Here is a 22,394-nt window from a genome sequence, read left to right as displayed (position 1 = left end):
AATGTAGTCTTACCGTGGTCAACGTGACCAATTGTTCCGATATTTACGTGTGGTTTACTTCTTTCGAATTTTTGCTTTGCCATTTGCAAATTCCTCCTTATATTATTTTAATAAACTCTGCCTAGCGTTTGCATACATATATCTTATAAATTGGAGCTCACGATCGGGATTGAACCGACGACCTCCGCCTTACCAAGGCGACGCTCTGCCGACTGAGCTACGTGAGCATTAAAGTGTATTTCACTTTAATATACCAATTATAAAGTTTACTAGCATTTGTTTTTTTTGTCAATATGATTTTTCTATTTTTGTTCCTTGCTAGCTAAGCATTTTTCTAACTTTCTTTTAACTCTCTGCAATGCATTATCAATTGATTTTGCCTGTACGTCCAAATCACATGCAATTTCTTGATATGATTTGCCATCTAGGTAACTTTGGAATACTTCTTTCTCTAAATCAGAAAGCACTCTTTCAATTTGATCTTCAATTAATTTCTTCTGTTCTTGGCCTATGATTAGCTCCTCAGGATCACTGACCTTTATACTTGATAATATATCCAATAATGTTCTATCTGATTCATCATCCGATACTGGTTTATTTAATGAAACATAAGTATTTAACGGTATATGCTTCTGTCTAGTTGCAGTCTTTATTGCCGTTATAATCTGCCTTGTTACACATAGTTCTGCAAAAGCTTTAAAAGTTGTAGCCTTTTCAAAGTTAATATCCCTTATAGCCTTATATAATCCAATCATTCCTTCTTGGTAGATATCTTCCTTATCGGCTCCTATTAAAAAATATGACTTGGTCTTGGCCTTAACAAAGCTTTCATACTTTGAAATTATGTATTCTTGAGCTCTTACATCCCCATTTTTAGCATCTATCACTATACTCCTTTCAATTTCATCTTCATCCATAAGTAGATCGTTTGAAACTTCTTTGCTACACATATGACCTCCTATTTACAGTATAATTCTCAAACCCTTTAACTTCTTCTCATTGCTTCTAATTTTTTCAAAACATCATCATCTATATTGTCTAGAAGGACATTCTTATCACTTGAATTTACTTTCTTAGAATTATGTTTAATATCTTCATTGGTCTTAAAAACCAAATTATAAAATTCTATACTTGAAATTCTTACTGCACCTCTTTGGAATATTGTTTGTTGCTCTAAAGAATCAGATGTCACAACATGCACCTCATATTTTCTTCCAATATGATTTACTTCCTTTTCAATATATGCATCTGCAGTTACTCCATCCTTAGTAAATATAACCACAAGGTTCTTGTTATATTCATATTTACTTTCCCTATTGCCTGCTACCTTGTACCCATCAAAAACTAATATTACTTTACATCCATTAATAGCACCATAATTATCTAAAATATCTATCAACTTTTGTCTTGCGCTTTCTAAACTAATGCTTTTTTCTTTTTTTAGGATGTCCCAACTGTTTACAACATTGTACCCATCAACAAATACAAATCTCACTTTAGACCTCGTATATTAATAACAATTACTTTGTTATTCTTCCTTTTAATACCTCGTACATCATTATACCACCTGCAACTGATGCATTTAAAGAGTTAATTTTCCCAATCATAGGTATTTTTACAAGAACATCACATTTTTGCAAAGTTAAATTAGATATCCCTTTACCTTCGCTACCAATTACTATAGCACAAGGTCCTCCAAAATCCACATTATAGCTATAATCTTTTCCTTCGATATCTGCTCCATATATCCATATTCCTTTTTCTTTTAGAGTATCAATAGTTGCATTAACATTTGTTACCTTTGCTATTCTCATATGTTCAACTGCTCCTGCTGAACATTTATAAACTGTAGATGTAACTCCAACATTTCTTCTCTTTGGAATTATTATTCCATGAACACCACATAATTCCGCTGTTCTTATAATTGAACCAAGATTATGTGGATCTTCAATTTCATCAAGTATGATAATAAATGGTTGTTCATTTTTCTTTTCAGCATATGCTAAAATATGTTCTACTTCTGAATATTTAAATGGAGTCACTCTGGCAATAAGTCCTTGGTGAACTAACCCACCACTCATAGAATCTAGTTTTCTTCTATCAACTTCCTTAACAACAATATTCTTTTCTTTAGCTAAAGCTAAGGCTACTTTAGCAGAGCCTTCCAAATCTCCTTTGCTCACATATAGAGCTTCAACAGTTCTATCACCTTTCAATGCTTCAATTACAGCATTTCTTCCTAGAACCAAATCTTCATTTACAACTTCGTTATCCCCATATCCTTGAGTATTTACTCTATTTCCTTTAGATACATATTCAGTTCTTGACGTTTCTCTTCTGTTTTTCTTCTTTTCTACATTTTCTCTTCTTTTTGGATTTTCTCTCTTTGTCATATAAAAAAACTCCTTACTATTTGCTTATGTCTATTGTTACAGCTTTACTTAATATATAATTTAATCTTTCATAATCTCCTATTAAATGCAGATATCCTACCAATGCTTCAAAGCCTGTTGCCATTCTATAATCTCTTACATCAGCATTCTTAGGCACTGTTGCTGACTTGGCATTTCTGCCTCTCTTGAAAATATAGCTTTCTTCTTCTGTAAGCTCCTCTTCTAATGAATGCATTATAGCTGATTGGTTCTTTGCTTTTACATATCCTATAGCTTTAACATGTATTTTATGCGCTGATAAACTTATATTGTTGGCTAATATATAATTTCTTATGTACAGTTCATATACTGCATCACCTATAAGTGCTAACTGTAATGGATTTAATAATTTTGCATCCTTAGCACTAAATTCTTTTTCTCTATAATCTTGAAGCACTTACTTCACCACTCTCTATTTTTTATTAACTTATAACATTGAAGCTGTCAAAAATGACAGCTCCCTTTTTTTAATTTTCTTTTTTCCATCTCACGCCTTGTGGTGTGTCTATTAAAACAATTCCTCTGGCTTTTAAATCATCTCTTATTTTATCAGCTAAAGCAAAATCCCTATTCTTTCTTGCTTCTTGTCTTTGTTCAATTAAACGTTCTATTTCATCTTCTAAACTTTCTTTTTTTGTTTGCTTTTGAAGCATTCCTAAAGGTGCTCCTAAGCTTCTTATTAATTCTAATGCCTTTTCACATAATTCTTTTGATGAATCTATTGTTATATTAGTATTGTAATCTCTAACTAAATCAAATAATACTGTAATTGCATCAGCTGTATTGAAGTCATCATCCATCTTTTCAATATATCTTTCTTTATATGCATTTAATTTCTCAAGATATTTAACTTCTTCTTCTGTCATCTTTTCAGTAGTTACTTCATTAATTAAATTTTCTAAATTATCTATTGCATTATATAATCTTTCCACTGAAGCTTTTGCTGAATCTAATAATTCAGTGCTGAAATTTAACTGTACTCTATAATGTGCTGAAAGCATTAAGAATCTAATAACATCTCCATCATAAGCCTTTAGAGCATCTCTAGCTGTTAAGAAGTTATTTAAAGACTTAGACATTTTTTGATTATTTACGTTTAAATATGCTGAATGCATCCAATACTTAGCAAAAGGCTTTCCTGTTAAAGCTTCACTTTGTGCTATTTCATTCTCATGATGTGGGAACGCTAAATCCATTCCACCAGCATGTATATCAATAGTTTCTCCTAACAACTTTTTAGCCATACATGAACATTCTATATGCCATCCTGGTCTTCCTGGTCCCCATGGACTTTCCCAAGCTGGCTCACCTGGTTTTTGAGCTTTCCAAATAGCAAAATCCATTGGATCTTCTTTTCTTTCATCAACATTTATTCTAGCACCAGCTTGTAAGTCTTCTAAATTTTGCTTTATAAGTTTACCATAACCTTCAAACTTCTTAGTTCTGAAATAAACATCACCATTTACTTCATAAGCAAATCCTTTCTCTATAAGTCCAGATACAAATTCAATTATATCATCAATAAATTCTGTAGCTCTTGGATTGCATGTTGCTCTTTCTATATTTAATCCATCAGCATCTTGATAATATTCAGCTATATACTTATCTCCTACTTCTTTAACAGTAGTATTATCTTCATTAGCTTTCTTTATCATCTTATCATCTATATCTGTAACTATATTCAAAATATCTTCTTACTGTATCAAATATAATGAATGTCCTTGCATTTCCAACATGAAAGAAGTTATATACTGTAGGTCCACAAACATACATCTTAATTTTACTTGGATTTAATGGTACAAATTCTTCTTTACTTCTCGTTAAAGTATTAAAAATTCTCATTAGACATACTCCCTTTAGATTTTATAATTTTATATTATTATTTTGGAACTCATCTCTTACTCTTGAAACAACTTCTTCTATTTTTATTGTTTCCATCTCTCCATCTCTTAACTTAAATTCAACCTCACCATCAGTAATCTTTTTACCAACTGTAACTCTCATTGGAACTCCAATAAGTTCAGAATCCTTGAATTTAACTCCCGCTCTTTCATTTCTATCGTCTAATAAAGCATCAACACCAATAGCTCTTAATTCTTCATATAACTTATTAGCTATTTCCATTTGTGCCTCATCTTTAATATTTACTGGTATTACTGAAATATGGTATGGTGCTACTGATAAAGGCCATATAATCCCATTTTCATCATGATGTTGTTCTACAATTGAAGCTAAAGTTCTTGTTACACCTATTCCATAGCATCCCATTATAAATGGTTTTTCCTTACCATTTTCATCAATAAATGTTGCATTCATAGCTTCAGAATACTTAGTTCCTAATTTAAATATATGCCCTACTTCTGTTCCTCTTGAAATAGTAACTTCTCCGCCACATTCTGGGCATTTCTCTCCAGCTGTTATATTTCTAAAATCACCAACAGTTCCTGTAAAGTCTCTGCCGTAATTAACATTTTCTATATGATATGCTGTTTCGTTAGCTCCAACTATGAAGTTATACATCTTACTTACTTCTTCATCTACTAATAATTCATCAACTTTTATACCTATTGGTCCTGCAAACCCTATTTGTGCATTTGTTGCTGCAAATACTTCTTCTGCTGAAGCCATATCTAAGTTTATTACTCCACCTAAAGCATTAGATACTTTAACTTCATTAACTTCTCTATCCCCTCTTACCATTACAGCAACTATTCTGCCATCTGCATTATATATTAATGTCTTAGCAAATTTCTTTTCAGTTGTGTTAAAGAATTTAACTAATTCTTCAATAGTTCTAGCATTTGGTGTTTCTGTCTTAATAATTTCTTTTAACTCCTCTACTTCAACAACTTCTACTGTTGAAGGAGCTTTTTCTATATTAGCAGCATAATCACAACATGTGCAGAATACTACATCATCTTCTCCAACTTCTGATCTAACCATAAATTCAGCTGAATTTGATCCACCTATTGCACCTGAATCTGCTTCAACACATTTTGCATCTATACCACATCTGTTAAATATATTAATATATGCTGCATGCATCTTATCATATGAAGCATCTAATCCAGCTTGATCCTTATCAAAGCTATATGCATCCTTCATAACAAATTCTCTTGATCTCATAACACCAAATCTAGGTCTTCTTTCATCTCTATATTTAGTTTGTATTTGATAAAGGTTTACTGGAAGTTGTTTATAGGATTTTATTTCTGTTCTGGCTATATCAGTGAATACTTCTTCATGTGTTGGTCCAAGACAATAGTCTCTATTATTTCTATCTTTTAATCTGAACATTTCTGCTCCGTAAACATCCCATCTTCCTGATTCTTGCCATAATTCAGCTGGAAGCATTGCTGAAGCTAAAAATTCTTGTGCTCCTGCCGCATTCATTTCTTCTCTTACTATTTCTTCTACATTTTTTAAAGCCTTTAATCCTAATGGCATATAGTTATAAATTCCTGCAGCCATCTTTCTAATCAACCCTGCTCTAAGCATTAGCTTATGGCTATCTATTTCTGCTTCTGCTGGAACTTCTCTTAATGTTGAAACTAACATATTTGACATTTTCATAGTATTTTCCTCCTGTTATATAAGTCAATGTTATATATATGATGGCTTTGAAATACTCTTTATCCTTTTATCATCATCCATCATTAATAATTTATAAATAAAAAGTTCACCCTAATATAATTAGGGCGAACTTATAGTCGCGGTACCACCTAAATTTGTGCTCTTATAATGATAACGGTGTTAAACCGATAGTTTTGCTATAACTCTGAAGCTGGTTCAAAATCTCTTGAAAATCTTACAGCCTAGGATTTTCTCTCTGAAAGGCGATTTTTACTATTCTTCTTCCTTGCTTTATAATATATTTTTTTGATTTATTCATTATATAATTTTGCAAAAATCCTGTCAATAACCTATATAAGCCTCTCTGCTAAAATTAAATCTTCTGGGGTAGTTATTTTTATATTGATATAATCACCTTCATATAAATATACTTTATGCCCATACATTTCCACCACTGAAGTATCATCTGTTACTGCTATATTTTCCTTCTTAACTTTTTTATGACACTGATAAATTTCATCATATTTAAAACATTGAGGCGTTTGCACTGCAACTAATGTATTTCTATCTGGTGTATCTACCGATAAATTATCATTGTTTTTTATCTTTATAGTATCTTTTGGGATTACTCCTGGTGCAGATGCACCATATGCTTTAGCATATTTTATGCCTTCATCAATAATTCTCTCACTTATAAAAGGTCTTGCACCATCATGTATTAATACTATATCTGCTTTTTCCATAGCTTCTAGTGCATTGAATACTGAATCTTGTCTCTCTTTCCCACCAAATACTATCCTATCTACCTTTAAACAGTATTTTTGCAACACTTCCTTTTGGCAATAATCCACTTCATCTTCTGGAAGTACTAATATTACTTCATCTATACTTTTATTATCAATAAATTTCTCAAGTGTATATGCAAGCACTGGCTTTCCCTTTATTTCAATAAATTGCTTGCTTTTATGGTAATTCATTCTCTTACCTCTTCCACCTGCTAAAACAATAGCACTTATCATCTAAAACTCCTTTTAACTTTCCTTTGGTTTTGCAAATATCATCCTGCCAGCAGCTGTCTGTAATACAGATGTAACAACTACTATTATCTCCTCATTTATAAACTTTCTGCCACCTTCTACAACAATCATGGTTCCATCATCTAAATATGCTATTCCTTGCGATGATTCCTTACCATCTTTCATCACCATCACTTTCATTTCTTCTCCTGGAAGAAGTACTGGTTTTATGGCATTGGCTAACTCATTAATATTAAGTACTGGCACTCCTTGGAATTCTGCAACTTTATTCAAATTAAAATCATTAGTCACTACTTTTCCACTTAAAATCTGTGCTAACTTTAAAAGCTTTGCATCAACTTCCGCAATTTCCGGAAAGTCCTCTTCATATATCTGAGTTTCTATAGAAAGTTCTTTTTGTATTTTATTTAATATATCAAGACCTCTTCTTCCTCTATTTCTCTTAAGACCATCAGCAGAATCAGAAATATGCCTAAGTTCATTTAACACAAAACATGGAATTACTAAAGGACCTTCCACAAAACCAGTTTGGCATATATCAAATATTCTTCCATCAATGATTACTGATGTATCCAATACTTTAGGACATATCTTTTCACTATGCTTATTCTTCTTATCCCTTAGTCCATTCTTCTTTATAGAAGTAAGTAAATTTAATATATCTTCTTTTCGCTTAATAAATATCTTTATTCCTACCAAAGCTCCAATTAAATCTATTAATATAAATAAGATAGGGCCTATTACAAAATGAATTTTTGATATGGGTACTCCTATAAGAGTTGCAAATACAAGTCCTACTAAAAGCCCTAGTGTTCCAAAAAGAAATTCTGTCACTGTAAGCTTTTGAATATTCATTTCAAATCCATCTATTATAGCTATAATTCCTTTATAAATAAATGATGATAAAAAATAAAAAATAATTGCAAAAATTAAGATTACAATAAGTAAAATTAAACTCGTGTATAGAGGCTCTATAAATAATTTTATTCCCTGTTTTATGCCCAGTGTAATAAGCACTTTTCCAATAATATATCCCACTGCTATTCCCATAATTGAACTAATGAATTTCACAATTTTTTTCAGCACATTTTCACCTCCCATTATAATATATATATTAAATTTCATCTATTAGTTATCCATAAATAACCATTTAATTATATCACAGAACACTTACTGCTAAAATCAATAATTATTTTTCTATACCCCCTATTAATGAATGGCCAGGTTGTTTATTATTATATTAACCAATTCGCCCAAGGGTTATATTAACAAATTTATTTCCTTAGGAAATTTTCTTATACTAAACTCTATTTAAGGAGCTGATTCAAAATGAAGGATATAATATTTGATACATTTCAAAATGACGTTAGTACTTCTCTAATAAGACATAAAAGCATTTTAGATGTTTTAACTAAATATACTGAAAGCTGCTCTAAAGTTAATAGATCTGTGGCAAAAGCTATTACTAATTGTGGTTGCATTAATATAAATGCCTCCAAACAAGAATTCGATAATACTGATACTTCTCTTGATGAATTATCAAAATCTTTCTCAACTCATTTAAACGGAAAACTTTGTGATAATTGTCGTGAAGTAATTGAAAATCAAATAGGAACTAGCTTATTTTATCTAGTATCACTATGCAATATATTAGATATAAATCTTTATGATGTATTAATAAATGAAACCTCCAAATTAGATACTTTAGGTAAATTTACATTTAGATAATGTACTAAAAGCAGGTATAACTACATACCTGCTTTTATATTGTCACCAATTATCGACTCTTATATTCTATAAAATTACTAAAGTTCTTTTTTTAAATTTACTTGTTCCTTGATTCTCTTTAAACCATTTTTTATTGCTGCAGCACGTGCTTCACCAATTCCTTCAACTTGATCTAAATCTTCACTAGACGCTTCTAATACATTTTTCAATTGCCCAAAATGCTTTATCAAGTTTTCAATTACATTAGTAGGTATCCTTGGTATTTTAAATAATAATCTATATCCTTTTGGAGAAGTAAGAGTATCTACTAATACACATCCTGTATATCCTAAAAGTTTTGCTATGGCATCTAAGTCTACTAATTCATCAGAATTAAGCTTTTGTATTTCCTTGTATATTTCATTATAATCACTATCTTCTTTGCAATAGTCTCTAATAAGTAGTATACCATCACGTTCAATGTATCTTATAAGCTCATTAAGCTGCATAGATATCAATCTTCCATCATTACCAAGCTCTAAGATATATCTCTTTATTTCTTCTACTATCCTCATGACCATTTCTGTCCTCTGTATAGCCGTTACCACATCAAAAACTGTAGTTAAGTCTTGAAATTCCAATATATTTAAATTATTTATTACTCTTTCTAATACATTTACGTACTTTTCTAAAGTCTGTATTGCTTGGTTAGCTCTTTCCAATATAACACTACTTTCCTGTAATACATACTTTATATCTTTTTTATAAATAGTTATTAAATTTCTTCTTTGAGATATAGCTATGACTATTGCATCTGTCTGCTTTGCTATTCTCTGTGCCGTTCTATGTCTTGTTCCTGTTTCAAAAGTACTTACTGATGGATCTGGCAGTAACTGTGTATTAGCACATACTATCCTTTTTAAGTCTTCACTAATAACTATTGCTCCATCCATTTTAGCTAATTCATATATGTATGCAGGACTATATTCTGAATTTATATAGAATCCTCCATCTACAAGCTTCATTACTTCTTCATTATCACTAAGAACTATTAATCCTCCGGTCTTTGCTCTCAAAATATTTTCTAGCCCTTCTCTTAAATTAGTGCCAGGGCTAACTATTTTTAAAATATTTTTTATCTTACTATCATCCTTAATCCTCATATAATCACCTAATTACTATAATAACTTCTAAAGCCGCACTTCTAAGTAATTTCTATCTTCCATTTTTATGTTTCTACACTAATTTATTGTGATTTTTTAAATTATCTATATACATTTATTATAACATCATTTAAAGTTTTTAATGAAATTATATCAATTCCTTCAATTTTAAAGCCCTTTGCAAAAGAATCCTTTGCTACATAAACCTTTCTGAATCCCATTCTAGCAAGCTCTTTTATTCTTCCCTCTAATGAAGGTACTTTTTTTAATTCACCTGTCAGACCTACATCTGCAATAAATGCTACATCTGTAGGTATTCCTTTATTTTTCACCGATGAAACTATACTCATAATTACAGCTAAATTAACTCCTGGTTCCTTAACTCGCATTCCGCCAGTGGTCTTTATAATTACATTTTTATCATATAAATTAATTCCACCTCTTATCTCTAAAATAGAAATTAAAGTATTTAATTTATCCTTACCTAATGTTTCTGCTATCCTTGTTGGATATGGAGTAAATGTCTTTGAAACAAGACTTTCTACTTCCATTATTATTGCCCTTGAACCTTCTTTAACAACAGTTAAAGTACTTCCTGAAACTAAATCTCCATCATCTCTCTTTGTCATAAAATACTCTGATGGATTATCGATAGATTCCATTCCCTTTTCTGTCATTTGGAAAAAGCCAGTTTCACCTGTGCTACCAAACCTATTTTTAGAGCTTATTAATCCTCTTAGCTCCTCATCACTGTTTGCTTCTATAATTAAAACAGTATCAACTAAATGCTCTAAAGCTCTAAGTCCTGCTAGTTCATCAGCTTTAGTCATCTGACCTACTATTATTACTGCCCTTGGTCTTTTATCATCCTTAGCCAATCTTAATAATTCATTGGCACATTCCATAGTCTGAGTAGGTGATCCTGCTCTGGCTGGAAGTGCATTTTCCATAGTAAAGGTTTGTATACTATCTATTATAATCAAATCAGGATCAATATCCCTAGTAGCATGCACCACATTATCCATGCTTGTTTCCTGCAGAACCCATATATTATCACTTATATTATTTAATATTCTATCTGCCCTATTTTTAATTTGACTATCACTTTCTTCTCCTGATGCATAAACAACCTTATGGCCCTTATGCGCTATGCTATGTGCTACTTGCAATAACAATGTACTCTTTCCTGCTCCTGGCCTAGCAGTAATAATTGTTATGGAATCTTTAACTATACCGCCTCCCATAACTCTATCAAATTCATTAATTCCTGTTATAATCCTATCACTTTTGCTAGAAGTAATATCTGATAATTTTTTTACAGGTTTCATAGTTAGCGATACCTTTTTAGCAACAGCTGCTACACTATTCTTCTTTTCAACTAGGCTTTCTTCAAAGGTATTCCAGTTATTACAGTCTGGACATTTTCCTAGCCATTTTGGCGATTCATAGCCACAATTTTCACAAATAAATATAGATTTAACTTTAGCCAAACTTCTCACCACACTTTAATCTATATATTAAAATTAAAATCTATTTTTCTATCTATAATATATCATAAACAAAATATAAAAAATATATAAAAGCCCAAAGTATTTACTAAAAAATCCTTATTACTCAAATTTATTTTTAACCAATTCCTTAAGTTATAAATTTACATTTAGCATACATCTTTCTAATAAGAATACTTTTTACATTTTAGCTCATACTAATATTAATTTTAATAAGGAGTTGATATTTATGCTAAATAAATCCTATTACAAGAATATGCCTGCAAAAAACACTTTAAATGATTATAATAATAACACTAACACTAATGGTTATCTTAATTCTTTAGAGGATATACCTCTAGAAAATATGATAATAAATTCAAATTTAGAAAATGAAACCATAATAAAATAGAGCGATATCCATCGCCCTATTTTATTTATGTGAAAAAATAAGTTCATCATCCTTGAAACATACGCTAAGCCTATCGCCTCGTTTAATTTCACCTTTAAGCATTTCATCGCTTAATTTATCCTCTATTTCCCTGGTAATAATCCTTCTTATAGGCCTTGCACCAAAACTTAAATTTTCATTTTTATCTGCAATAAATTTATTAAGTTCTTTATCATAATCTAAGAATATTTCTTTTTCCTTCAATCTATTTATTGTATCACTTAACATTATATCTACTATATTCTTAATATTTTCTTCATTTAATTGATTAAATACTACTATTTCATCAAGCCTATTTAAAAATTCTGGCCTGAACTTATTCTTAAGCTCTCCCATAATAAATTCTTTCATCTTTTCATATTGCACTGCATTATTATTTACATCATTAAAGAAACCCATAGTATTCTGCTTTTTAAGTTTTTGAGCTCCTTCGTTGGAAGTCATTATAATGATGGTATTCTTAAAATTAACTATTTTACCTTTACTATCAGTAAGTCTTCCATCATCCATTATTTGAAGAAGTATATTGAATACATCTTCGTGAGCCTTTTCAATTTCATCTAATAATACTACTGAATATGGTTTTCTACGTACCGCTTCTGTTAGTTGACCACCTTCTTCATAACCAACATAACCTGGCGGCGGACCTATAAGCCTTGATACAGAATGTTTTTCCATATATTCTGACATATCTATTCTAATAAGACTATTGGTACTACCAAACATTACTTCTGCTATAACATTAGAAAGTTCTGTCTTTCCAACGCCTGTAGGGCCACAAAAGAAAAATGTACCTATAGGTCTATGAGGATTCTTAAGACCTACTCTAGCTCTCTTTATAGCCTTGCAAATAACACCAATAGCTTCATCCTGACCTATAATTTTATTTTTTAGTACTTCTTCCAATCTTAATAGCTTATCAGCTTCCTTTTCATTTAAACGCTCTAATGGTACACGACTCCAAATAGAAACAACTTTTGCTATATCTTCTTCATCAACAACGCTGACAGCATTGCACGTACAAGCCCTCCATTGCTCCTTAATGCTTTCAAATTCTTCTTTCAAAAGCTTTTCCTTATCTCTTAAGTTAGCTGCCTTTTCAAAATCCTGATTTTTTATGGCATCTTCCTTTTCCGTAACAGACTTTTCAATATCAATTTCTTTTTGCTTAAGTTCTGGTGGCAAAGTAAGCTTAGATATCCTTACCTTTGAAGCTGATTCATCAATTAAATCAATGGCCTTATCAGGCATAAATCTATCAGTAATATATCTATCTGCTAGCTCTACGGCTTTCTTTAATGCCTCATCAGTTATCTTTACTTTATGATGTGATTCATATTTATCTCTTAAGCCATATAATATCTTTAAAGTTTCTTCTTTATTTGGTTCTTCAATATTAATTGTCTGAAACCTTCTTTCTAAAGCGGCATCTTTTTCAATATACTTTCTATACTCATCAATGGTTGTAGCTCCAATACATTTGATTTCTCCTCTTGCAAGGGCAGGTTTTAGTATATTAGATGCATCTATAGCACCTTCAGCTCCTCCAGCTCCAACTATGGTATGAATTTCATCAATGAAAACAATAATTTTATCTTCATTTTTTAATTCATTCATTACCTTCTTTAAACGTTCCTCAAATTCTCCTCTATATTTTGCTCCTGCCACCATGGAAGTAATATCTAATGTTACAAGTCTTGTTTCCTTTAGACTTTCCGGAATATCACCTGCAACCATCTTTTGAGCTAATCCTTCTATAACAGCAGTCTTTCCAACGCCAGGCTCACCAATAAGGCATGGATTGTTCTTTACTCTTCGGCAAAGTATCTCTAGTACCCTTTGAGTTTCCTCATCTCTACCTATAACAGGATCAAGTTTTCCTTCCTTAGCAATCTGAGTTAAATCTCGACTATACTGATCCAGCATTGGAGTCTTATTTTGCTTTTTTTCTTTATTTAATATTTTCTTATTATCTCTAAAATCATTGCCTGATATATACTTTTCCAATTCATCTTTAATCTCCTGCATATCAATCTTACATGTACTTAAAATCGTATATGCAACCCCCTCACTACCATTGATAAGTGCTTCTAAGATGTGTTCTGGTGTGATGAAGCTATGATTAAATTTTCTTCCTATATCTATACTGTCATCAAAAAGCCTTTTTGCCCTAGGAGTTAAAAGCATATCTCCTGTTACTATTTCTTCATCTCCAAATCCTAAATATTCTTCTATCATCTTTTTTACTTTATCTAAAGTAATCATTCTGTTATTTAAAACTTGACTAGCATAGCCACCTTCTTTTAAAATTCCAAGTAAAATATGTTCTGTCCCTATATACCCATGCTTAAAATTCTGTGATTCCTGTTGTGCTTCAATTAGCACCACTTGTGCTCTTTCCGTAAACCTCCCAAATATCATCATTGCACCTCCATACCATATAGAACTATCCTTTTTAGCTATTCTATCCCAATTTGTATTATTTAATCTTTATAAATATTTATGACTAATATAGCAATTTAATTCTGTCATCGCACTACTATATAGTAATTTTAATAAGTTAAGTGCTTCATTATGATAATAAAATATTGACCATACCTTTTAAAATATCTGCACGAACTTTATTTTTATCTTCCACTAAGCCTAAAGTTCTATCGTTTACAGCTATTTTGATTAGTTCATATTCCCTTACTGTAATTATATTTAATTCTAGCAAATGCTCAACTATAGATACTGCACTTTGATAAGTTATACTTGAACCTATTGCTTCATTTAATATAGAAATTTTTTCTTGACCACTTTTATGGTATATCCTTTTAACTATGATATATCCCCCTCCACCTCTTCTACTTTCAATAATATATCCCTTTTCACAAGTAAACCTTGTAGTTAATACATAGTTAATTTGTGAGGGAGCACAGTTAAATTTATCTGCCAATTCATTTCTTTGAATTATTGCTTGATTGTCATCTGTTTCATCAATCAATGAATAAATGAAATCTGCAATTGTATCTGATATTCTTGCCATAATATTACCTTCCTAACGCATTGACCTTCTTTGACTTTAATTATATACAATTACTTTTCCACTGTCCATAAGCTAAATTTTAAAAAAATTCCCTACTTATGAATTATTCCCAAATTATTACTTAAACTAAATAATAATATGTTTAATAGGATGTGATAAACATGAAAATTCAATGGTTTGGCAATAGCACATTTTTGTTAACTACTAACTTAGGTAAAAAGATATTACTAGACCCCTTTAATATTTTTAGTACATTAAATGAAAATATTACTGCTAATATTTCTACCTTCAGTAGGCCTATAGACTTTTCTTCTGCTAAAAACATAAAAATCTTTGGAAAAATAGTAAATACTGATTGCAACTCTGCTATTGAAAACATTAAAGTAGAAGGCTATAAATGTAAAAGTGATTCAATTAATGGTTTAAAAAGAGGTCCAAATATAATTTATCTATTTAAAGTAGATAATTTAAAGATTTGTCATTTAGGCTATCTAGGCGAGTTTATTAATAATGAGCTAATAAAGATATTAAGTAATGCTGATATTCTTTTCATACCTATTGGCGGTAATCTTTGCTTAAATGGAATTGATGCATACTCTTTATCTGAAAAGCTTAATGCAAAATATATAATTCCAATGTGCTATAAAAATAATTATAACAATTTTTACTTTAATGGCCCTAAGGATTTTTTATCATCTTGTAAAAATGTAGTTTCAATAAAAACTGACACTGTTTATCTTTCAGATTTCTATAATAGCAATATTCCTTCTACAATACTTATGCATAATGTATTATAAAATCTGATTTTATATAATAAAAAGAGATATCTTCCTAGATATCTCTCCCCCCACACTATTCTTGAACTGGTGCTCCAACTGGACAAACATTTGCACAGTTACCACAGTCAATACAAACATCAGCATTTATTTCGAACTGAGTATCTCCTTGAGATATAGCATCTACTGGACATTCTGCAGCACAAGCACCACAGCTAATGCATGAATCTTGAATTGAAAAAGCCATTTAAAAACACCTCCCATTATTTAATAACTCTACATATCTATTTTATCATATCCACTATTCATTTCAAGTCTATAAAGACCAGCTTTGTTGTTTTCTCATATAAATATTAAATATTGTTATTAATTTCTTTTAAATTGGAATTCTATCTATCTTTCATTAAGTCTTTCATCAATTTTCTATCTTCTTCAGATGTAACTTCTAATTTAATATCTGAATCATCAACTGAATCTTCATAGCTTCCTTCTAATAGTTCAATATTTTCAATTTTATAATCTTCTAAAACTTCATCTTCAGTCTTTTTACATTTTAATTTTACTTTTACACTTTCCTTAATTATATTATTAGAAACTACCACACCAGTTCCACCTTCTGTTTTTACAATAGAACCTACTTTTGGAATTCTTTTTCTAATATCTTCATATGTACTCTGCTCATAATTTAAACAACACATTAATCTTCCACATATTCCTGATATCTTCGTTGGGTTCAGTGATAAATTTTGTTCCTTAGCCATTTTTATTGAAACAGAAGCAAAGTCTCCTAAGAATGTTGAACAACACATTTGTCTACCACAAGGTCCAAGTCCTCCCAGCATTTTAGCCTCATCTCTTACACCTATCTGCCTTAGTTCAATACGTGTTTTAAATATTGTTGCAAGATCTTTTACTAGCTCTCTAAAATCAACCCTTCCATCTGCTGTGAAATAGAATATTACCTTATTATTATCAAAAGTATATTCTACATCTATAAGTTTCATGGTAAGCTTATGTTCAGCTATCTTTTTTAAACATATACTGAAAGCATCTTTTTCCTTTTCCTTATTTTGATTATGTTTTTCTATATCACTGCCAGTAGCAACTCTTAATACACTTTTTAGTGGTGCAATTACATCATTTTCATTTATTTCCTTTAACCCAATGACACATTCACCAAATTCTATTCCTCTAGCTGTTTCTACCACTACAAAGTTTCCCTTTTCTATATCTAAACCTGCTGGATCAAAATAATATATCTTGCCAGCTTTCTTAAATCGTACTCCTATAACTTTAATCATTTTAACCCTCCATAAAGTCCATAAGCATTATTCTTACAGTCATTGCCCAACTAACATTATTTTTAATATTCTTTCTGGCTTCCTGCAAACCTAATAGCATTTTATTTAGTTTTTTAAAAGACATCTCATTAGTTAATCTTTCTATTGACCTAATTTTGTCTCTATTTATAATTAAATTTTCATTATAAACTTCTTTATTTACTAATATATCTCTTATAAATGAAGATAATACATTTACTACTTCTTCCTTATTTTGTTTATATGAAACCAATTGCTCTTCCTTTTCTAAAATTGCTTCTATTTCATTATTAGTCAATTGTAAAAGCAAGTCCACAATCTTATCTCTCAACTCCTGTAGCTCTGTATCACTAAAATATCTATCTATTCTTCCAGGTATTCCTTCACTGAAAGCTATTGCTGATAATTTTTCTTCCTCACTACACTCATATCCTTTTATTGCCATATATTTATATAGTTCATCTTTTGTTAAAGGTGTTAATTTATATATTTCACATCTAGATTTAATAGTATCTAAGATTAATTCTAAACTTTCACATAAAATTATTATGTATACTTCTGTTGGGGGCTCTTCTATAGTTTTTAACAATGCATTTTGTGCTTGAATTGTAAGCTTATTTCCTTGATGAATAATAATAACTTTTTTATCACCTTCAAAAGGCTTTTTATTTACTTCATCTATAATATCCCTTACATCATCAACCCCAAAAGAAGTTTTAATAGGCTTATAATTGATTATATCTACATATTCCCTATTTATATCTCCATTTAAAATCAACTTGCCTAATATCTCTGCTAATATACTTTTTCCTATACCATCTTCACCTGAAATAAGCTGTGCATGAGAAAGATTTCCATTACTACATCTACTTTTAAAGTTTTCTATAAGACTACTATATCCAATAAAATTTCTCATTAAAGCACCTCTTTTTATTTTTATATCTTTACAAACTTATCTACATCAATTACAAAAACAGTGGCTCCACCAACTTCAACTTCTAAAGGAAAAGGCATATACATACCATTTTCTCCTGATAATCCTGGTTGTGTTGATACTACCTGTTTTCTTTTCTTGCAAACTTCTTCAATAACGTTTATTACTACATCTACTTTATCAATTTCTACCCCAATCATTAATGTGGTATTACCTGATTTTAAAAATCCGCCTGTTGTTGCTAATTTTGTTACCCTAAATCCCTTATCATTTAATTCTTCGATTAAATCCAGTGCATCGTCATCCTGCACTATAGCTAAGACCAATTTCATAATAACCACCTCATTTTCAATTCTCTTTATTATATTTTATCATAATATTTGGCCAGTTAATAATATATTATTCACTTTCAACATATATTTATTTTCTTTTTATTAATATCCCTATATTTTTCTATTTTATACAAAAATTAAAAATGTAAACTTAAAGAGAAATACAAAGCTTCATTTTTAGCTTTGCATTTCTCTCTTTATATCTCTTATTATATCTTCTATACATTTTTGCAAGTCTATATTTATGTATTCTTTATTTACACCTGATTCTTTAAGTTTTTCAAGACTGAAATCAACAGAATCTGCTAAAAATCTTCTACATAACTCATTATAATTTGGATTTTTTTGATTTCTTTCTCTTATTAGTGCTCTTTCAAGCCTTAATCCATCTTCAATATTTATATATATTGGATAAACTTTTTCAGTACCAAAATAACTTCTAAAACTATTATATGCTTCTAAAGTAACTATAGCTATATAATTACTTTCTTCTAAATCAATCTGTCCATCATCTATTGTTGAATAATACCATGGACCATGTACTGTATCATATCTTCTACACTCAATAATTTTTCCCTCATTTTTAAATTGCTCTAATTTATCTTCATTAATAAAGAAATATTCTACACCATTAGTTTCATTAGTCCTCTTAGGTCTAGTAGTATATAAGACTATGGGCTTTAAACTTAGCTCATTTTTATTGCTTATTTCTTTAAAGATAGTATCTTTTCCTGAGCTACTTTTTCCCATTAAACAAAATATCTTCCCCATAATTTCCTCCAGAAAATATACTAATATCATTACATTATGGTCATTAGTATTACAAATAAAAATAACTCATCTATTTATACAATCCTCAATGAACTATATAAAAATGAGTCATAATTATATTACTATAAAGCACTATTAATGTATAGTAATTTTTCATTATAAATGCTTTATAAGTTTATTTTTTATTTTTTCTTTAATCTTATAATATTCTGGGTTGTCCATATCCATAATTGTAATTTTATCTACACATTCATTACAGATGCACTTTCCTAAAATAGTTAATTTTCCCGCACCACAATCATCATTACATACAATACATTTTTTGTTATTTTTAATAATATCTTTGTTTTTAATTACCATAATACATCCCTCCGTTACTTTTATATTATATTTCTTTCCACATTAAGAGAATTTATTCAATGAATAGTACTTTTTTATAAATATTTTATACTGTTTAAGGGAAAATAATAATATTAATAAATTTAATGGAGGAGTATTTATGAAACAAGAAATAATAAGCTATTTACATGAGCATTATGATGAACTTTTTGAATTAAACAAATATTTATATACTAATCCTGAACCTAGCTATAAAGAATTTAAATGCTATGACTATATAACAAATTTTTTAAGTACTCATAATTTTAATATACAAAAAAACTTTTTAGACTTGGAAACATCTTTTTATGCCAGCAAAGGAAATGGATATCCTAAGATATGCTTTTTATGTGAGTATGATGCAGTTCCTGAAGAAGGGCATATTACAGGACACAATCTTGTAGCAACTACCTCTATTGCAGCTTCTATAGCTTTAGGAAACATTATTGATAAAATTGGTGGAACATCAATATTAATTGGTTGCCCTGGTGAATATCTAGGTGGAACAAAATCTATAATGGTTAAACAAGGTATTTTTGATGATATAGATGTGGTAATGATGACTCATCCTGATTTAACTACTTGTGAAAGTGGAACATCTTCTGCAATTATACCTTTAAAAATTAACTTTATAGGTAATAGTGGACTAAGCTTTTTAAATAATGATGTTTATACTTCCCTTGATGCAGTACTTTTAACATTTAATATTTTAAATGCTCTCTTAAAGGGCTTCCCAAAAGAAGTAGAAATAAATTCGATCCTTTCCCAAGGTGGCTATACACCTTTAATGTTACCACTAGAAAGTGAAGCTAAGTTTTATATAAGGGCTAATAACACTGAAATGGCTACCTTAGCTGAAAATAAACTAAGAGAAATAGTGAAGGATGTTTCAAATCTCATTCATGTTAAACACACTATTTCTTTATATGAGCCTCCAAACGAAGAGCTACTTACTAATCGTACCTTAAATAGGCTTTTCAGTCATAACTTAAAAGAAAATGGAGAAATAACTATAGGTGCTCCTAAAAATGTTCATTCTGGTTTAAGTATTGGAGCTGTAAGCCGAAAAGTTCCTTGCATTCATCCTTATTATCGAATTACAGAAGATGCATCTATCAAATATGGCTCTAAAGCTTTTGGTGATTGCACCATTAGTAAATTTGCTATGGATCAATGTATTAAAGCTTCTGCTGCTTTAGCATCTACCGCTTTTGATTTAATTGAAAAAAACGATCTTTTATCTGAAGTTAAAGAAGAATTTTATAATGTTTTTAAATAACTCTTAAAGAGGCTTAAGCATTCTTTCCTTAAGCCTCTTTTTATATACCGGTAAATTTTATTATGATATACTATAAATAAAATTAACATGTTTCTGGAGGTTATTTATGATTCAAATATATAAAAGCTTAAATGAATCTGATTCAACATTGAAAGCTTTAGATTCTATTGAACCAGGATGCTGGATCAATATTGTTGCCCCTTCTGAGGAAGAACTTATATTAGTATCTAAAAAAACTGGAGTACCTCTTACTTTTCTAAGGGCACCTCTAGATGATGAAGAAACTTCTCGTATAGATTTTGAAGAAAATTGTACACTAGTAGTAGTAGATATACCCTTTACAGAAATGGAGGATAACTCTCTAACTTATGATACATATCCACTAGCAATAATTCATACTGAAAAGCAAATAATTACTGTATGCTTAAAAAACAGCAGAATACTTACAGACTTTATTAATGGACGTGTTAAATCATTCTTTTCATATAAAAAATCTAGATTTATACTACAAATTCTAAATAGAATCTCAACTTATTACTTAATTTATCTTAGACAAATAGATAAAAAGAGTCTTATGATTGAAAAAAGATTACATAAGTCTATGAAAAATCGTGAACTTATCCAACTTCATTCACTAGAAAAATCACTAGTTTATTTCTCTACATCTCTTAAGGCAAATGAAATCACCTTAGAAAAGATGCTTAAATTAGAAATAATGCAAAAGTATGAAGAAGATCAAGATGTATTAGAGGATGTAATAATTGAAAATAAACAAGCTATCGAAATGACTGATATATATAGTAATATATTATCTAGTACCATGGACTTTTTTGCTTCTGTAATTTCTAATAATCTTAATATAGTAATGAAGGTCCTTGCTTCTGTTACTATATTAATGGCTATTCCAACTATAATAGGAGGAATCTTTGGTATGAATGTTCCTTTCCCTGGCAATATGGAAAGTAATCCTGGAGCCTTTAATGCCATTATTATCTTTACCCTTCTGCTAACTGGCGGAGCAGCTATAATATTATATAAAAAAGATATGTTCAATTAAAAATTTTTATTATCTTATAAATATATATTTTTCTTCTACATATAATATTATTAATCAAAATATATGCCTTTCCAAAATAAAAAACATATCCACACAAAACTCTCACGAGCCTGTGGATATGTTTTGTTTTTATGTTAATAACTTTATAATTGATAATTTTTCATTAAAATCCTTATATTATATTTTCAATTTTCTTTCTGTTATCAACTATTAACTATCTATTATTTTATTTTAAAAAAATAAAAAACCTACAAGATTAACTTGTAGGTTTTATGGAGGCGCCACCCGGATTTGAACCGGGGAATAAAGGTTTTGCAGACCTCTGCCTTACCACTTGGCTATAGCGCCATACCTGGTGGCTCGACCAGGAATCGAACCAGGGACACGAGGATTTTCAGTCCTCTGCTCTACCGACTGAGCTATCGAGCCACATTACCTGGCAACGTTCNNTGTAGAGCTTAACTTTCCTGTTCGGAATGGGAAGGAGTGTTTCCTCTACGCCATCATCACCAGATGCTATGATTCTCCAAATCTTCGATTTGGTTAAGAGTCTTGTACTCCTCGACTCTATAGAGCGAGTTTCCTTTTTCAAAGAAGCTTGTTCTCTGAAAATTGCATATAAATGATAATCTATTTTTATTGGTCAAGCCCTCGACCTATTAGTATCAGT

The 22,394-nt window shown here is 30.1% G+C and carries 22 protein-coding genes, 3 tRNA genes, 1 pseudogene and 2 other annotated features; of the genes and pseudogenes, 5 read left to right on the top strand and 21 right to left on the bottom strand.

The features are described 5' to 3' along the window. Nucleotides 1-151: 151 nt before the first annotated feature. From BHW04_RS00675 to BHW04_RS00635, 9 genes and pseudogenes are all read right to left on the bottom strand, one after another. Nucleotides 152-227: transfer RNA gene (locus tag BHW04_RS00675), tRNA-Thr, on the bottom strand. Nucleotides 228-302: 75 nt separating this feature from the next. Beyond that, nucleotides 303-917, bottom strand: coding sequence for an RNA polymerase sporulation sigma factor SigH (sigH, locus tag BHW04_RS00670; RefSeq protein WP_436231589.1), 615 nt, complete (start codon nt 915-917; stop codon nt 303-305). A 68-nt stretch (nt 918-985) separates the two neighbouring features. After that, the gene (locus BHW04_RS00665) at nt 986-1,495 is read right to left on the bottom strand and encodes an NYN domain-containing protein (protein WP_022212435.1); all 510 of its coding nucleotides are present in this window, start codon (nt 1,493-1,495) and stop codon (nt 986-988) included. 25 nt (nt 1,496-1,520) lie between these two features. Then, nucleotides 1,521-2,393: a 23S rRNA (guanosine(2251)-2'-O)-methyltransferase RlmB gene (rlmB, locus tag BHW04_RS00660; RefSeq protein WP_302698512.1), complete on the bottom strand. Its 873-nt coding sequence runs from the start codon at nt 2,391-2,393 to the stop codon at nt 1,521-1,523. Between the two features lie 16 nt (nt 2,394-2,409). After that, nucleotides 2,410-2,829: a Mini-ribonuclease 3 gene (locus BHW04_RS00655; RefSeq protein ID WP_302631158.1), complete on the bottom strand. Its 420-nt coding sequence runs from the start codon at nt 2,827-2,829 to the stop codon at nt 2,410-2,412. 70 nt (nt 2,830-2,899) lie between these two features. After that, a pseudogene (cysS, locus tag BHW04_RS00650) lies at nt 2,900-4,274 on the bottom strand (cysteine--tRNA ligase). 21 nt (nt 4,275-4,295) lie between these two features. Further along, complete coding sequence (locus tag BHW04_RS00645) at nt 4,296-6,005, bottom strand: proline--tRNA ligase (RefSeq protein WP_022212431.1); 1,710 nt, start codon at nt 6,003-6,005, stop codon at nt 4,296-4,298. Between the two features lie 118 nt (nt 6,006-6,123). After that, nucleotides 6,124-6,301 (bottom strand) — a binding site (T-box leader). 54 nt (nt 6,302-6,355) lie between these two features. Beyond that, nucleotides 6,356-7,024, bottom strand: a complete 669-nt coding sequence (gene ispD, locus BHW04_RS00640) for a 2-C-methyl-D-erythritol 4-phosphate cytidylyltransferase (protein ID WP_186835297.1) — start codon at nt 7,022-7,024, stop codon at nt 6,356-6,358. 12 nt (nt 7,025-7,036) lie between these two features. Next, the gene (locus BHW04_RS00635; protein WP_302631928.1) at nt 7,037-8,128 is read right to left on the bottom strand and encodes a PIN/TRAM domain-containing protein; all 1,092 of its coding nucleotides are present in this window, start codon (nt 8,126-8,128) and stop codon (nt 7,037-7,039) included. A 243-nt stretch (nt 8,129-8,371) separates the two neighbouring features. Here BHW04_RS00635 and BHW04_RS00630 point away from each other — a divergent pair, with 243 nt between their 5' ends. Then, the gene (locus BHW04_RS00630; protein ID WP_022212428.1) at nt 8,372-8,770 is read left to right on the top strand and encodes a hypothetical protein; all 399 of its coding nucleotides are present in this window, start codon (nt 8,372-8,374) and stop codon (nt 8,768-8,770) included. Between the two features lie 77 nt (nt 8,771-8,847). On the opposite strand, the gene disA is transcribed toward BHW04_RS00630, so the two are convergent. Together disA and radA are read right to left on the bottom strand one after the other, a co-directional pair. After that, on the bottom strand, nt 8,848-9,912 hold the full coding sequence (gene disA, locus BHW04_RS00625) for a DNA integrity scanning diadenylate cyclase DisA (protein ID WP_022212427.1): 1,065 nt from the start codon (nt 9,910-9,912) through the stop codon (nt 8,848-8,850). Nucleotides 9,913-10,013: 101 nt separating this feature from the next. Then, on the bottom strand, nt 10,014-11,402 hold the full coding sequence (radA, locus tag BHW04_RS00620) for a DNA repair protein RadA (protein ID WP_186835295.1): 1,389 nt from the start codon (nt 11,400-11,402) through the stop codon (nt 10,014-10,016). Nucleotides 11,403-11,649: 247 nt separating this feature from the next. Between radA and BHW04_RS00615 the strand changes: the two genes are divergently transcribed. After that, nucleotides 11,650-11,811: a hypothetical protein gene (locus BHW04_RS00615; RefSeq protein ID WP_302698510.1), complete on the top strand. Its 162-nt coding sequence runs from the start codon at nt 11,650-11,652 to the stop codon at nt 11,809-11,811. Between the two features lie 21 nt (nt 11,812-11,832). Here the strand turns inward: BHW04_RS00615 and BHW04_RS00610 are convergent, their stop codons facing one another. Continuing rightward, nucleotides 11,833-14,271 carry an ATP-dependent Clp protease ATP-binding subunit gene (locus tag BHW04_RS00610; RefSeq protein ID WP_302698513.1) on the bottom strand — a complete coding sequence of 813 codons (2,439 nt, stop codon included), beginning with the start codon at nt 14,269-14,271 and terminating at the stop codon, nt 11,833-11,835. A gap of 151 nt (nt 14,272-14,422) precedes the next feature. Further along, the gene (locus BHW04_RS00605; protein WP_186835294.1) at nt 14,423-14,878 is read right to left on the bottom strand and encodes a CtsR family transcriptional regulator; all 456 of its coding nucleotides are present in this window, start codon (nt 14,876-14,878) and stop codon (nt 14,423-14,425) included. A gap of 161 nt (nt 14,879-15,039) precedes the next feature. Between BHW04_RS00605 and BHW04_RS00600 the strand changes: the two genes are divergently transcribed. Beyond that, nucleotides 15,040-15,675 (top strand): MBL fold metallo-hydrolase, encoded by a 636-nt coding sequence (locus tag BHW04_RS00600; RefSeq protein ID WP_302698508.1) that lies wholly within the window; start codon nt 15,040-15,042, stop codon nt 15,673-15,675. A gap of 55 nt (nt 15,676-15,730) precedes the next feature. Here BHW04_RS00600 and BHW04_RS00595 read toward each other — a convergent pair whose 3' ends face one another. From BHW04_RS00595 to BHW04_RS00570, 6 genes are all read right to left on the bottom strand, one after another. Continuing rightward, nucleotides 15,731-15,901, bottom strand: coding sequence for a DUF362 domain-containing protein (locus BHW04_RS00595; protein ID WP_022168234.1), 171 nt, complete (start codon nt 15,899-15,901; stop codon nt 15,731-15,733). A 142-nt stretch (nt 15,902-16,043) separates the two neighbouring features. Beyond that, nucleotides 16,044-16,955, bottom strand: a complete 912-nt coding sequence (locus BHW04_RS00590; RefSeq protein ID WP_302698507.1) for a PSP1 domain-containing protein — start codon at nt 16,953-16,955, stop codon at nt 16,044-16,046. Nucleotide 16,956: 1 nt separating this feature from the next. Further along, nucleotides 16,957-17,889 (bottom strand): DNA polymerase III subunit delta', encoded by a 933-nt coding sequence (locus tag BHW04_RS00585; protein ID WP_022212124.1) that lies wholly within the window; start codon nt 17,887-17,889, stop codon nt 16,957-16,959. Between the two features lie 20 nt (nt 17,890-17,909). Then, nucleotides 17,910-18,239, bottom strand: a complete 330-nt coding sequence (locus tag BHW04_RS00580; RefSeq protein ID WP_022212125.1) for a cyclic-di-AMP receptor — start codon at nt 18,237-18,239, stop codon at nt 17,910-17,912. Nucleotides 18,240-18,416: 177 nt separating this feature from the next. Then, on the bottom strand, nt 18,417-19,010 hold the full coding sequence (locus tag BHW04_RS00575; protein WP_186835292.1) for a guanylate kinase: 594 nt from the start codon (nt 19,008-19,010) through the stop codon (nt 18,417-18,419). Between the two features lie 156 nt (nt 19,011-19,166). Then, on the bottom strand, nt 19,167-19,370 hold the full coding sequence (locus BHW04_RS00570) for a sigma factor G inhibitor Gin (protein ID WP_302698506.1): 204 nt from the start codon (nt 19,368-19,370) through the stop codon (nt 19,167-19,169). A gap of 139 nt (nt 19,371-19,509) precedes the next feature. On the opposite strand from BHW04_RS00570, the gene BHW04_RS00565 reads away from it, so the two are divergent. Next, on the top strand, nt 19,510-20,667 hold the full coding sequence (locus tag BHW04_RS00565) for a M20 family peptidase (protein ID WP_302698505.1): 1,158 nt from the start codon (nt 19,510-19,512) through the stop codon (nt 20,665-20,667). A gap of 106 nt (nt 20,668-20,773) precedes the next feature. Then, the gene (locus BHW04_RS00560) at nt 20,774-21,724 is read left to right on the top strand and encodes a magnesium transporter CorA family protein (RefSeq protein ID WP_302698504.1); all 951 of its coding nucleotides are present in this window, start codon (nt 20,774-20,776) and stop codon (nt 21,722-21,724) included. A gap of 273 nt (nt 21,725-21,997) precedes the next feature. Here BHW04_RS00560 and BHW04_RS00555 read toward each other — a convergent pair. Both BHW04_RS00555 and BHW04_RS00550 read right to left on the bottom strand, forming a co-directional pair. Beyond that, nucleotides 21,998-22,072: transfer RNA gene (locus BHW04_RS00555), tRNA-Cys, on the bottom strand. A 5-nt stretch (nt 22,073-22,077) separates the two neighbouring features. Continuing rightward, nucleotides 22,078-22,153, bottom strand: a tRNA-Phe gene (locus tag BHW04_RS00550). 5 nt (nt 22,154-22,158) lie between these two features. After that, nucleotides 22,159-22,238: a sequence feature (5S ribosomal RNA rRNA prediction is too short), on the bottom strand. Between the last annotated feature and the right edge of the window lie 156 nt (nt 22,239-22,394).

Origin of the sequence: Clostridium sp. 29_15, from assembly GCF_001916075.1 — a bacterium.
Classification (GTDB): Bacteria; Bacillota; Clostridia; order Clostridiales; family Clostridiaceae; genus Clostridium; species Clostridium lentum.
Note: the sequence above shows the minus strand (reverse complement) of the source record. Positions and strands in the feature narration are given on the sequence as shown.